General features: G+C 55.4%; 10 protein-coding genes. 8 read left to right on the top strand and 2 right to left on the bottom strand.

What is annotated here, in order from left to right:
• The first annotated feature begins 11 nt into the window (after positions 1-11).
• From KOSB73_RS05775 to trpS, 5 genes are all read left to right on the top strand, one after another.
• Complete coding sequence (locus tag KOSB73_RS05775) at positions 12-341, top strand: DMT family transporter (RefSeq protein WP_004108688.1); 330 nt, start codon at positions 12-14, stop codon at positions 339-341.
• 241 nt (positions 342-582) lie between these two features.
• Positions 583-678 (top strand): tryptophanase leader peptide, encoded by a 96-nt coding sequence (tnaC, locus tag KOSB73_RS05770; RefSeq protein ID WP_004098218.1) that lies wholly within the window; start codon positions 583-585, stop codon positions 676-678.
• Positions 679-801: 123 nt separating this feature from the next.
• On the top strand, positions 802-2,190 hold the full coding sequence (gene tnaA / locus KOSB73_RS05765; protein ID WP_004128455.1) for a tryptophanase: 1,389 nt from the start codon (positions 802-804) through the stop codon (positions 2,188-2,190).
• Between the two features lie 138 nt (positions 2,191-2,328).
• Positions 2,329-3,588, top strand: coding sequence for a tryptophan permease (mtr, locus tag KOSB73_RS05760; RefSeq protein WP_098140311.1), 1,260 nt, complete (start codon positions 2,329-2,331; stop codon positions 3,586-3,588).
• A gap of 206 nt (positions 3,589-3,794) precedes the next feature.
• Entirely contained in the window at positions 3,795-4,802 is a 1,008-nt protein-coding gene (gene trpS, locus KOSB73_RS05755) for a tryptophan--tRNA ligase (protein ID WP_024360452.1), read from the top strand.
• 276 nt (positions 4,803-5,078) lie between these two features.
• On the opposite strand, the gene KOSB73_RS05750 is transcribed toward trpS, so the two are convergent.
• A complete protein-coding gene (locus tag KOSB73_RS05750; protein ID WP_024360453.1) occupies positions 5,079-6,476 on the bottom strand; it encodes a GGDEF domain-containing protein in 1,398 nt (465 codons plus the stop codon).
• Between the two features lie 531 nt (positions 6,477-7,007).
• On the opposite strand from KOSB73_RS05750, the gene KOSB73_RS05745 reads away from it, so the two are divergent.
• Genes KOSB73_RS05745 through KOSB73_RS05735 form a run of 3 tightly spaced genes read left to right on the top strand, consistent with a single transcriptional unit; the run spans position 7,008 to position 11,925 of the window.
• Positions 7,008-8,075: an HlyD family secretion protein gene (locus KOSB73_RS05745; RefSeq protein WP_098140351.1), complete on the top strand. Its 1,068-nt coding sequence runs from the start codon at positions 7,008-7,010 to the stop codon at positions 8,073-8,075.
• Positions 8,072-10,801 carry a ribosome-associated ATPase/putative transporter RbbA gene (gene rbbA / locus KOSB73_RS05740; protein ID WP_098140310.1) on the top strand — a complete coding sequence of 910 codons (2,730 nt, stop codon included), beginning with the start codon at positions 8,072-8,074 and terminating at the stop codon, positions 10,799-10,801. Before KOSB73_RS05745 ends, rbbA begins: the two co-directional genes overlap by 4 nt.
• Positions 10,801-11,925: an ABC transporter permease gene (locus KOSB73_RS05735; protein WP_049087257.1), complete on the top strand. Its 1,125-nt coding sequence runs from the start codon at positions 10,801-10,803 to the stop codon at positions 11,923-11,925. The genes rbbA and KOSB73_RS05735 overlap by 1 nt, the downstream gene beginning before the upstream one ends.
• Positions 11,926-11,965: 40 nt before the next feature.
• On the opposite strand, the gene KOSB73_RS05730 is transcribed toward KOSB73_RS05735, so the two are convergent.
• Positions 11,966-12,283 (bottom strand): hypothetical protein, encoded by a 318-nt coding sequence (locus tag KOSB73_RS05730; RefSeq protein ID WP_004133081.1) that lies wholly within the window; start codon positions 12,281-12,283, stop codon positions 11,966-11,968.
• Positions 12,284-13,149 lie beyond the last annotated feature (866 nt).

Raw genomic sequence — 13,149 nt, 5'->3', positions numbered from 1 at the left:
AGGAATGACCTATGTTTAACCTCGGATTTTTATGGCTGGCGCTGTCTATCGGCTCCGAAATCACCGGCACGTCGATGATCAAAAAGACCAACGGCTTCAGCAAGCTGGCGCCGTCGGTGCTGGTGGTCTGCGCCTACGGCCTGTGCTACTTCGCCCTCACCCGCGCGATGAGCACTATTCCGGTCGGCGTTGCCTACTCGCTGTGGTGCGGCTTTGGCATCGTCGGCGTCACGATTTGCTCGATGATCCTCTATAAGCAAAAACCGGATATCCCGGCCATCCTCGCCATGGTGCTGATCATCTCCGGCGGCATCATTATGAACGTCTTCTCCAGCATGTAAGCTCCGCCAGCGCCTTCATTGATTGCGGTGAAGGCGCTAAAAACCTCACTTAATAAACCGTTATTGGCGTAATAAAAAAACAAAAAACCATCGCCTGCTAATCAATAACGCTAAAAAGACGACAAGCGTCAAATTTTTATACTCCGCTTATCGATAAATAATTTTTTGTGATTTTAATCGTGGTTATTTTCTCATTTTACCTTATTTTTATGGCATCCCTTCACCCACAGAGGACGATGTCATGACGCAAAAATCGATTTATCGTCTCATTGCCCAGGGCGGCCTGGACGACTGGTATAATTTAGATCACCGCATCTCCAACGACTTCCCTCGTTAATTCTCCGCTGCTGTTCACTCTCTAAAAAAATTAATTCAGCACTGCGTTTAGTCGCTATTTGTTGCGCTTTTTATTTGTCGCCAAATAGCCAAACGCGGCACAGCATCCCCATGGAGAAAATAAATGAAACGTATCCCTGAGCCGTTCCGCATTAAAATGGTCGAAAACATTCGTATGACCACTTTTGACGATCGCGTCAAAGCGCTGGAAGAGGCGGGCTATAACCCGTTTTTGCTCAATAGCCAGGACGTGTATATCGACCTGCTGACCGACTCCGGCACCGGCGCGATGAGCGACCATCAGTGGGCCGGGCTGATGATGGGCGACGAAGCCTACGCCGGGTCGCGTAACTATCAGCATCTGTGCGAAAAGGTCAAAGAGATTATCGGCTATCCCTATACCATTCCCACCCACCAGGGGCGCGGCGCGGAGCAGATTCTGTTCCCGAGCCTGATTGCTCGCCGCAAGTCGGCGCATCCGGTGTTTATTTCCAACTTCCACTTCGATACCACCGCCGCGCACGTGGAGCTCAACGGCGCGAAAGCCATTAACGTGGTGACGCCGAAAGCCTTCGACACCACCTCGTGGTACGACTGGAAAGGCAACTTTGATATTGATTTGCTGAAAGCGACCATCGCCGAACACGGCGCGGAAAACGTGGCGGCGATTATTACCACCGTCACCTGTAACAGCTCCGGCGGCCAGCCGGTATCGCTGGCGAATATGCGCGAGGTGTATCAGATTGCGCGTCAGAATAATATTCCGGTGGTGATCGACTCCGCCCGCTTCTGCGAAAACGCCTGGTTTATTAAACAGCGCGAAGAGGGCTACGCCGATAAATCGGTGAAAGAGATTATTCTTGAGATGTACCAGTACGGCGATATGCTGACCATGTCCGCCAAGAAAGACCCGATGGTGAATATTGGCGGCCTGTGCTGCTTCCGCGATGACGAAGATCTCTTCAACGAAGTGCGCATCCGCTGCGTGCCGATGGAGGGTTTTGTCACCTACGGCGGCCTGGCGGGACGCGATATGGAGGCGCTGGCTATCGGCCTGGAAGAAGGAACCAACGAGGATTACCTCGCTTATCGCATCAATCAGGTGGAATACCTCGGCGAACGCCTGCGCGAAGGCGGCATTCCGATTCAGTATCCGACCGGCGGCCATGCGGTGTTCGTCGATGCTAAGCTGCTGCTGCCGCATATCCCACCGGAGCAGTTCCCGGCGCACGCGCTAAACAACGAGCTGTATCTGGAAGCGGGCATCCGCAGCGTGGAAATCGGCTCCCTGCTGCTGGGCCGCGATCCGCAAACCGGCAAACAGAAGGCGTCGCCGATGGAGCTACTGCGCCTGACCATTCCGCGCCGGGTTTATACCAACGATCACATGGACTATATCGCTGATGCGCTGATCGCCGTTAAGGCGCGCGCCGCCACGATTAAGGGTCTGACCTTTACCTATGAGCCGCCGGTACTGCGCCACTTCGTCGCCAGACTGAAACCGGTGAAATAAATAACGTCCTGGCGCTCTCGCAACGGGAGCGCCATTAATTTAAATCCATCTCTTTAAGCTCAATCATTCGGGTTGCGCCGGGTAGCCGTTTGCCCGCAGCCCGTTATTTACTATATAGCCACGTGAGGAATGCACCTTATGGCTACATTATCAGTCTCAAAAGCGGTCTCAACTAATACACCATCGCTGATTGGCGGAGCGATGATTATCGGCGGCACGATTATTGGCGCCGGCATGTTTTCTTTACCGGTGGTGATGTCCGGCGCCTGGTTTTTCTGGTCGCTGCTGGCGCTCATCTTTACCTGGTTTTGTATGCTGCACTCCGGGTTAATGATCCTCGAAGCCAATCTTAATTATCATATTGGCGCCAGCTTCGACACGATTACCAAGGATTTACTCGGAAACGGCTGGAATATTATTAACGGCCTGACCGTCGCCTTCGTATTATATATCCTGACCTACGCCTATATTTCCGCCAGCGGTTCAGTTATTCAGCATACTTTTGCGCAAATGGATCTCGCGGTACCGGCGCGCTTAGGCGGCCTGGCGTTCGCGCTGGTGGTCGCCTTTATCGTCTGGCTAAGTACGAAAGCGGTAAGCCGGATGACGACTATCGTACTGGGCGCTAAAATCCTCACCTTCTTTATGACCTTCGGCGGACTCATGTGGCACGTGGAGCCCGCGATTCTGTTTAACCGCGCGGAGGGCAATGCATCATCCTATCTACCCTACGTTCTGATGACGCTGCCGTTCTGCCTGGCTTCATTTGGCTATCACGGCAACGTCCCCAGCCTGATGAAGTACTACGGTAAAGATCCGCTTACCATTCGCCGCTGCCTGCTGCTCGGCACGCTGATGGCGCTGGTGCTGTATATCATCTGGCTGGTCGGCACGATGGGCAATATTCCGCGCCCGGCGTTTATCGCTATCGCCGAAAAAGGCGGCAATATCGACGTGCTGGTGCAGACCTTAAGCGGCCTGTTGAACAGTTCGACCCTCGATTTATTGCTGACCGTCTTTTCCAACTTCGCCGTCGCCAGCTCGTTCCTGGGCGTGACTCTCGGCCTGTTTGATTATCTGGCGGATCTGTTTAAGTTTGACGATAGCCGGCTGGGGCGGTTTAAAACCGCGCTGGTGACCTTTCTGCCGCCGATCGCCGGCGGGCTGCTGTGGCCTAACGGTTTTATCTACGCTATTGGCTTCGCCGGTCTCGCCGCCACCGTCTGGGCCGCTATCGTCCCCGCCCTGCTGGCGCGCGCCTCACGCAGGCGTTTCGGCAGCCCGAACTATCGGGTATGGGGCGGCAATGCCATGATTATCCTGATTTTGTGCTTCGGCGGCGCCAACGCAATAATTCATATCTTATCCAGCTTTAACCTGCTGCCGGTTTATCGCTGAATGAAAAAGGGCTTTTACTGCCGCGGCTTTTCGTGGCAGGATAAAAAGATGAACAGAAACGTTGTCATTTCTCACCTCCGCCGTTGGTGGCTGCCTGCATAACAGGCGGCAAGATGTCACGTTTCCTCTATTCAAAGCCGCCGGAAGGCGGCTTTGTTGTTTTTGAGTGTCGCCCTTCGGCCTGATAGCATCCTAAGGAGTCACTCATGAGCACCAGCCAAACTATTCTGACCGGCGACCGTCCTACCGGCCAGCTGCACCTCGGACACTACGTCGGTTCCCTGCGCCAGCGCGTGCAGCTCCAGCATGACCACCAGCAGTTTATCCTCGTCGCGGATCTCCAGGGACTGACCGACAACGGCAGCAATCCGCAAAAAATCAGCAGCAATATCCTTGAGGTGATGGCCGATTATCTCGCCGTCGGCATCGATCCGCAGAAGACCACCATTTGCCTGCAATCCGCCCTGCCGGCGCTGGCCGAACTCAGCGCGCTGTATATGAATATCGTCACCGTCGCCCGGGTTGAACGTAATCCGACGGTAAAAAATGAAATCGCTCAGAAGGGGTTTTCCCGCTCGCTGCCGGTGGGATTTTTAGCCTATCCCATTAGCCAGGCCGCCGATATCACCGCCTTTAAGGCCGAACTGGTGCCGGTCGGCGACGATCAGCTACCGATGATTGAACAGACCAACGAGATCGTGCACAAAATGAATAGCCTGACGACGACGCCGATCTTACGGCACTGCAAAGCGCTGCTCAGCGACGTCAGCCGCCTGCCGGGCATCGATGGCAATGCCAAAATGTCGAAATCGCTGGGGAACACGCTCACCCTTTCGGCCAGTGAAGAGGAGATCCATCGTGCGGTCAGCGCCATGTACACCGACCCGAATCACCTGCGGGTCGCCGACCCGGGTCAGGTAGAAGGCAACGTGGTGTTTACTTATCTTGATGCCTTCCATACCGATAAAACCTTCGTGGCCGAGATGAAAGCCCACTATCAGCGCGGAGGGCTGGGAGACAGGCAGTGCAAAAACGCGCTGGAGACCTGCTTACAGGAGCTGCTGGCGCCGATACGCGAACGCCGGGCGACCTATATTCAGGATAAAGGCATGCTGCTGGCGCTGCTGCGCCGGGGAAGCGAGCGGGCGCATCTGCTGACACAACGGACGCTGCATGAAGTGAAACGCGGCCTGGGGCTGCCGGTGCTGTTCTGAGGCACGGAGATCTCGCCGCATTGAAATCCGCTGCCGCATCTCTCCCGGGGGCGGCGCTCGACGCGCTTTGCCCGGGCTACAGGTTCACAGCCGTCTGCAGCCAGGTAGCCCGAACAGGCGCAGCGTGCCGCCTCCGGGATGGCGCCCGACCGGAAGATATTCTGCGGTTTATTCCCCAGTGGTGGCTGTCGCCTTACCGGGCTACGGGTTTACTGCCGTCTGCGATCAGGTAGCCCGGACAGGCGCAGCGCGCGCCTCCGGGAAGGGCTCGGCAGATTAATTCCCGTCGCCTTCATGCAGCTTCACGCAGTTGCGCCCATCGCGCTTGGCGACGTACAGTGCGCTGTCGGCGTCGCGCAGCAGAAGATTGTAGTCCGGGTGACCGGTGTGGACGGCGTAGCCGATGCTGGCGGTAATCGAAATCTCATTGTCAGCGCCAACGCTAAACGCCAGCTGGCTGATTTTTTTACGCAGCCGTTCAAGGATAGTAAAAGCTTCCGCCGCGCCGGTCTCCACCAGTACCAGCAGAAACTCCTCGCCGCCGTAGCGGAAGATATAATCGCTGGAGCGAATATTATCGCTGAGCAGCTCCGCAACGTGCTTGATGGCCCGGTCGCCGACCATATGGCCCCAGCTATCATTGATCTCTTTAAAGTGGTCGATATCGATAATCGCCACCGTCATCGGCAGCTCATACTCCATCGCAAGCGTCACTTCATGCTTGAGGACAACCGGCAGATAGCGACGGTTCAGCAGGCTGGTCAGCGAATCCTTACCGCTTTGCATCTGCGACAGGCTGCTAAAGAGTACTCCCAGCTGGCTGCCGATCTGCTGGCAATGGATATGAATCCCCTGCAGCAGAGCCTGCGTATTTTTATACTCAGAACCGTCCGACGAGGATTTCCAGGCAGATAACAGCGCATCCACCTTGCTAATTAAGTCGGCGATCTCCTCCATTTGCGGATTTTTGTTAAAATAACGCACGCATTTATGGCGGAACCACAGACCAAATTCCGAATCAGATAATAACGCGCCGTTAATATCTGTCTTATTATCGCTAACGATATTAAAAATAGCGCTATTTTCCCATCCGGAGAGCGAGGCCTGCTGCTTGCCATATTCCAGCGGCACGTTATCCATCAGGCTATACAGGCGGTAGGCCTCTTCATTTTTTGTCGCCCGATAGTGCGACAGGGTATAGGCGTGGCACATCATCTCTACCGCCATGTTAATGGCCATGATGGCGTAGTAGATGGCGGCGACGCTGGTTTCGCGATCGAGGTGACTATCGCGGATATTTTCAATCAGCCCGGCTTTCAGCTGGCGCGCGCCGCGAAGCACGGCCTCTGCCGGGATACCGATACGCGAATGGATGCTGCCGATCAGGTACTGCCGCTCCGCCAGCGCCTGCAAATTTTCTTTCTCACACATCAGGATATCTTTCACCCACCCGGCCAGCGAGCTGCTGAGCCGCTCCTGGACTAAATCATAGGTAAGATGCCTGGCGATATCCGGGTCCTGAAAAATAAAGTCATAGAAACGGGTCGCTAACGCCTCCGCCTGCTGCCCGGCTATATTTTTAAGTACCGCCTTCACCTCCGGCGTCAGGCTGTCGTACAGCGGCAACCATTCCTTAAAAATAATTGAGATATATTTTTGGCTTTCATCTTTCATTGAATAAAGCGCTCGCCTGGCGTGAGTGTATTTTCAGGGCCGGAGATCATACAACAGTTCTCCTGGAGCAACCAGATTAAAAATGCGCCAGTTCCCCACCAATAATATCCTCAGGTTATTAGCGTTGTGCGGTAGCTTATAAGTATGATGATTTAATGAAGCGCTATGAGATTGTACGAGCGAGTACCCGAGGCATTAAACCCAAATAGTATTATGGGTAATATTGGCGTATCGGTCCGCGGCTGTTTTTATGTTAACCCAGCGACAAGTCCATGTTTTGTATATGGACATAATTAGTGCGGGTGTTAGTATTGCATTGACGGTAGCAATAAATATGCGTGTTTCATTTAAGGCGAGGATTGCTGATGATGACCACATTAATCGCACCTCTTTCCGACCGGTTCGCCGCGCAGCAGAATTCACGCGCCGGTTGGCCTTGCCCCCCATTCCTCCCTTTCCTGAAGAGACGATACTTCGCTACGCGGAGGAGAAGCGCGCACCACTCAGCCTATGGAACAAAGCGAGTCGCGTATGGACAAAATCAAACGGCGTTGGGTTGGATACGTTATTGGTTTAGCGGTGATGATTGCCGCGGCGGCATGGTGGATGCTGCGCCCGCCGGGGATTCCAGCGGGCTTTGCCAGCAGCAACGGTAGAATTGAAGCCACGGAAGTCGATATCGCCACCAAAACCGCCGGACGTATCGAGACGATCCTGGTCAAGGAGGGGCAGTTTGTTCGCCAGGGCGACGTCCTGGCCCGCATGGATACCCGCGTGCTCAACGAACAACGGCTGGAGGCCGCCGCGCAAATCAAGGAAGCAGAGAGCGCGATTGCCGCCGCGAAAGCCCTGCTCGACCAGCGCCAAAGTGAAATGCGCGCTACGGAAGCGGTGGTGAAGCAGCGGCAGGCGGAGCTGAACTCCTCGGCTAAACGACACGTCCGCTCCAGCACGCTCTCGCAGCGCGGCGCGGTCTCCGCGCAGCAGCTGGATGACGACCAGGCGGCGGCAGAAAGCGCCAGGGCGGCGCTGGAATCCGCCAAAGCGCAGGTCTCTGCCGCCAGGGCCGCGATTGAGGCGGCGCGAACCAGTATCATTCAGGCGCAAACCCGGGTCGAGGCCGCCCAGGCGACCGAACGGCGGATTATCGCCGATATCGACGATAGCGAGCTGAAAGCACCGCGCGATGGTCGTATTCAGTACCGCGTCGCCGAACCGGGAGAGGTGCTGGCGGCGGGCGGCCGGGTGCTGAATATGGTCGACTTATCCGATGTCTATATGACCTTCTTCCTGCCGACCGAGCAGGCGGGCCTGCTGGCGCTGGGCAGCGAAGCGCGAATTATCCTCGATGCCGCGCCGAATCTGGTGATCCCCGCCAATATCAGTTTTGTCGCCAGCGTGGCGCAGTTTACGCCCAAGACGGTGGAAACCAGCGACGAAAGGCTGAAGCTGATGTTCCGCGTGAAAGCCCGCATTCCGCCGGCGCTGCTGGCGGAGCATCTGGAGTATGTGAAGACCGGGCTGCCCGGGATGGCCTGGGTTCGTCTGGATAACCAGCAGACGTGGCCTGAAGCGCTGACGGTGAGGTTACCGCAATGAAAACCGTCGCCCGCCTGGAAAACGTCAGCCAGCGCTTTGGCGCAACCGTCGCGCTGAAGGACATTACGCTGAGCATTCCCGCCCGCTGTATGGTGGGCCTGATCGGGCCAGACGGCGTGGGCAAGTCCAGCCTACTATCGCTGATTTCCGGCGCGCGCGTGATTGAGCGCGGCAACGTCATGGTGCTCGGCGGCGACATGCGCGATGTGCGTCACCGCCAGGACGTTTGCCCAAAAATCGCCTGGATGCCCCAAGGGCTGGGGAAGAACCTCTACCACACCCTATCGGTCTATGAAAACGTTGATTTCTTCGCCCGTCTGTTCGGCCATGATAAAGCCGAACGCGACATCCGTATCAATGAACTGCTCCAGAGTACCGGCCTGGCGCCGTTTCGCGACCGTCCGGCGGGGAAACTCTCCGGGGGGATGAAGCAGAAGCTCGGCCTGTGCTGCGCGCTTATTCACGACCCGCAGTTGCTGATCCTCGATGAACCTACCACCGGCGTCGATCCCCTCTCGCGGGCGCAGTTTTGGGATCTGATCGACAACATTCGCCAGCGTCAGCCGGAGATGAGCGTACTGGTCGCCACCGCTTACATGGAAGAGGCGGAGCGCTTTGACTGGCTGGTAGCCATGAACGCGGGGGAAGTTCTGGCGACCGGCAGCGCCGATGAGCTTAAAGCGCACACGGCAAGTCAGACGCTGGAGCAGGCGTTTATCGCCCTGCTTCCCGACGCTCAACGCCTGGCGCATAAAGAGGTGATCATCCCGCCGCGCCATACGGATGAAGGCGAAATTGCGATTGAAGCGCGCGGGCTCACCATGCGCTTCGGTAATTTTGTCGCCGTTGACCACGTGAATTTTCGTATCGCCCGCGGCGAGATTTTCGGCTTCCTCGGCTCCAACGGCTGCGGCAAATCAACGACCATGAAAATGCTGACCGGGCTGCTACCGGCCAGCGAAGGCGAAGCGTGGCTGTTTGGCCAGCCGGTCGACCCCAGGGACATCGAGACCCGCCGCCGCGTCGGCTATATGTCGCAGGCCTTTTCCCTCTACAGCGAACTGACCGTGCGGCAAAACCTCGAACTGCATGCGCGCCTGTTCCATATCCCGAAGGCGGAAATCCCCGGACGGATCGCCGAAATGAGCCAGCGCTTTATGCTGGAAGAGGTAGAAGACACTCTACCCGCTTCGCTACCATTAGGTATCCGTCAGCGGCTCTCGCTGGCAGTCGCGGTGATCCACCGTCCAGAAATGTTAATCCTTGATGAACCCACCTCCGGCGTCGATCCGGTAGCCCGGGATATGTTCTGGCAGCTGATGGTCGATCTAGCCCGCCAGGACCGGGTAACGATTTTTATCTCCACCCACTTTATGAATGAAGCGGAACGCTGCGATCGCATTTCGCTGATGCATGCCGGAAAAGTGCTGGCCAGCGATACGCCGCAGGCGCTGGTCGAACAGCGCGGATCGGCCAGCCTTGAAGAGGCGTTTATCGCCTGGCTGCAGGAAGCAGCAGATACCGCCCAGCCGCCTGATGCGAAAGCCGCGCCGGTTCCCGCGATAGAACACAAAACCGAAAGCGTGGCGCCGCGCCAGACGTTTAGCCTGCAGCGCTTGTTTAGCTACAGCCGCCGTGAAGCGCTTGAGCTGCGCCGCGATCCGGTGCGATCGACCCTGGCCCTGCTCGGCACCGTGATCCTGATGTTCATCATGGGCTACGGGATCAGTATGGACGTCGAAGATCTGCGATTCGCGGTGCTCGACCGCGACCAGACCGTCAGCAGCCAGGGCTGGTCGCAAAATATCGCCGGTTCGCGCTACTTCATCGAACAGCCGCCGCTGCAAAGCTATAGCGAACTGGACAGAAGAATGCGCAACGGCGAGCTGGCGGTGGCTATCGAAATTCCGCCCAATTTTGGCCGCGATATCGCCCGGGGAACGCCGGTGCAAATTGGCGTGTGGGTGGACGGCGCCATGCCGAACCGCGCGGAGACGGTGCGCGGCTACGTCCAGGCCATGCATCTGGCCTGGCTGCAGGAGATGGCCGGTCGCCAGTCCAGCCCAAACCGCGATACGTCACTGATTTCCATCGAAACCCGCTACCGCTATAACCCGGATGTGAAAAGCCTGCCGGCGATTGTCCCGGCGGTAATTCCGCTGCTGTTGATGATGATCCCGGCGATGCTCAGCGCGCTTAGCGTGGTCCGCGAGAAAGAACTCGGCTCAATTATCAATTTGTACGTGACGCCAACCACCCGCAGCGAATTTCTGCTGGGTAAACAGGTGCCATATATCGTGCTGGGGATGTTCAACTTCTTCCTGCTCTGCGCGCTGTCGGTGTTTGTCTTTGGCGTACCGCATAAGGGGAGTTTTCTGACGCTCACCCTCGCCGCGCTGCTCTACGTCACTATCGCCACCGGGCTTGGCCTGCTGATCTCCACCTTTATGAAAAGCCAGATTGCGGCGATTTTCGGCACCGCGATCATTACGCTTATCCCGGCGACGCAGTTCTCCGGGATGATCGACCCCGTCGCCTCGCTGGAAGGGCCCGGCCGCTGGATTGGCCAGATTTATCCAACCAGCCACTTTCTGACCATCGCGCGCGGAACGTTCTCCAAAGCGCTGAATCTGACGGACCTGTGGGGATCCTTTATTCCGCTGCTTATCGCGGTTCCGCTGGTGCTGGGCCTGAGCGTGTGGCTGTTGAAAAAACAGGAGGGATAATGCGTGGATTACGCAATATTTATAATTTGGGGATGAAAGAGCTACGCAGCCTGCTGGGCGATAAAGCGATGCTGACGTTAATTGTCTTTGCTTTTACCGTCTCGGTGTACTCCTCCGCAACCGTGATGCCGGGTTCACTACATCTGGCGCCCATCGCTATTGCTGACATGGATAAGTCGCAGCTTTCATCGCGTATTATCAATGGTTTTTATCGGCCCTGGTTTTTGCCGCCGGCGCTGATCACCGCTGATGAGATGGACGCCGGGCTGGATGCGGGACGCTATACCTTCGCCATCAATATTCCGCCGGATTTCCAGCGCGACGTTCTGGCCGGACGCCAGCCCGAGCTGCAGGTTAACGTCGACGCGACGCGTATGAGCCAGGCGTTTACCGGCAATAGCTATATCCAGAATATCGTCACCGGCGAGGTGAACAGCTTTGTCACCCGCTACCGGGATAACGGCTCGCTGCCGGTTGAGCTGGCCGTCAGAATGCGTTTTAACCCGAACCTGGAACAGGAGCGTTTCGGCGCCGTCATGGCAATTATCAACAATATCACCATGCTGGCGATCGTGCTGACCGGCTCGGCGCTGATACGCGAGCGAGAACATGGCACCGTAGAGCACCTGCTGGTTATGCCGGTCACGCCGTTTGAGATCATGATGGCGAAGATATGGTCAATGGGGCTGGTGGTGCTGGTGGTTTCCGGACTCTCCCTGATCCTGATGGTTCAGGGCGTGCTGCAGGTACCGATAGAGGGCTCAATTCCGCTCTTTATGCTTGGGGTCGCCCTGAGCCTGTTTGCCACCACCTCGATCGGCATTTTTATGGGTACGGTGGCGCGTTCCATGCCGCAGCTGGGGCTGCTGATGATTCTGGTGCTGTTGCCGCTGCAGATGCTTTCCGGCGGCTCCACACCCCGGGAAAGTATGCCGCAGGCTGTACAGGATATTATGCTCACCATGCCGACAACCCACTTTGTCAGTCTGGCGCAGGCCATTCTTTATCGCGGCGCGGATTTCTCCATCGTCTGGCCGCAGTTTCTGACGCTGCTGGCTATCGGTGGGGTATTTTTTACTGTCGCGCTACTGCGTTTTCGCAAAACGATCGGTGAGATGGCCTGAGTCAACGCCGGTGCCGCTCCCTGCGGTCGCAGCATCGGCGTTATTTATTTCGATTCATAAAGCGCCGCAAAGCCCAGGTGAACCCCATCGCCATGCTGAACAGGATAAACAGCAGCAGCACCCAGCTGACGGAAATTCTCAGTAGCGCGCTTAGCGTCATAAGTGGCTGAAGATACACGGTAAAGGAGTGATCGATAGGCTTTCCCAGCAGAACCATCAGTCCATCTGTTAACCAGACAAGCGCCCGACAAACCAGCCAGATGATCGCTGGCCAGCAGAGCAAGACCAGAAAGGTAAAACGCTCCCGGATATAATTTATTAGTTGGCGCAGAGGAGGCCAGTTAATCAGAATTTTCATTTATATTCTCATATTGCCAGCCGGTAACATGCATTATCCGTCGAAGGACGTTACCGGGTTAGCTTCCATACAGGCAATGCACTCTATGTTTTTAGCAAATTTGAATTAACTTAAACCAGATCGAGTTAACAAAGTGTTAAGGACACTAAGTCATTTCGCAGAAAAAGTCCAGCGGTTATACCTTCTGCCCGGCATGATGAGGAGGTTTCGTATCTATTTGTTAACCTGATTACATTAGAGTAACTTAATAATTAAGCTGGAAATATTCTTAATATAATTCATATTAAATATTAAGAAACGATTTTATATACATTTTTATTTTCATATAAAACATATATCAATATAAAAACCGCCTTCATAAAGTTATTTTATTCAGAAAATAAATTCCTTGCAGGCTATTTCTCAATAAAAAAGGGTTGAAAGAGCACTATTTTTTTCGTCATCGCTGCTGATAATCATTTCCCCTGACGGCTCGCCTCAATATTCATCGTTCTCGTTGCGAGTCCAGACAAAACATGAAAACCACTTTATTTTCAATGGGATATCAATCAATGCTGTTTTAATACGGCGGATACCTCATCACAATAGCCGTTCGGCTGATGCGTTCGGTAATGTTAGGTATTGCTGTATATCAGCTGCTGAAACGGCCGAAATCGTCCCATAAGGTAAACTAAAGAAACAGCCCGCTGCGTCATTTTTATACCTTAGCCACGCTTTAACCGGAGGGAGGGCGTATGACCAGCTTCAGGCTGGAATACATCAGCGCTGTCGGTAACGTGATAGCACTCTCCGTAATTTCTCAGGCCACGAAAACGCAAAAAGCCCATCCGTCAGGATGGGCTCTTCACTTAATTTGATGCCTGGCA

The sequence above is a fragment of the Klebsiella grimontii genome (assembly GCF_900200035.1).
GTDB classification, from domain to species: Bacteria; Pseudomonadota; Gammaproteobacteria; order Enterobacterales; family Enterobacteriaceae; genus Klebsiella; species Klebsiella grimontii.
The sequence above is the reverse complement of the archived record's forward strand: the minus strand, read 5'-3'. Positions and strand labels throughout refer to the sequence as shown.

Bases quoted from the DNA above. Each gene is read 5' to 3' on its own strand.
- KOSB73_RS05775 (WP_004108688.1), top strand. From the start codon at position 12: ATGTTTAACCTCGGATTTTTATGGCTGGCGCTGTCTATCGGCTCCGAA.
- tnaC (WP_004098218.1), top strand. From the start codon at position 583: ATGACGCAAAAATCGATTTATCGTCTCATTGCCCAGGGCGGCCTGGAC.
- tnaA (WP_004128455.1), top strand. From the start codon at position 802: ATGAAACGTATCCCTGAGCCGTTCCGCATTAAAATGGTCGAAAACATT.
- mtr (WP_098140311.1), top strand. From the start codon at position 2,329: ATGGCTACATTATCAGTCTCAAAAGCGGTCTCAACTAATACACCATCG.
- trpS (WP_024360452.1), top strand. From the start codon at position 3,795: ATGAGCACCAGCCAAACTATTCTGACCGGCGACCGTCCTACCGGCCAG.
- KOSB73_RS05750 (WP_024360453.1), bottom strand. From the start codon at position 6,476: ATGAAAGATGAAAGCCAAAAATATATCTCAATTATTTTTAAGGAATGG.
- KOSB73_RS05745 (WP_098140351.1), top strand. From the start codon at position 7,008: ATGGACAAAATCAAACGGCGTTGGGTTGGATACGTTATTGGTTTAGCG.
- rbbA (WP_098140310.1), top strand. From the start codon at position 8,072: ATGAAAACCGTCGCCCGCCTGGAAAACGTCAGCCAGCGCTTTGGCGCA.
- KOSB73_RS05735 (WP_049087257.1), top strand. From the start codon at position 10,801: ATGCGTGGATTACGCAATATTTATAATTTGGGGATGAAAGAGCTACGC.
- KOSB73_RS05730 (WP_004133081.1), bottom strand. From the start codon at position 12,283: ATGAAAATTCTGATTAACTGGCCTCCTCTGCGCCAACTAATAAATTAT.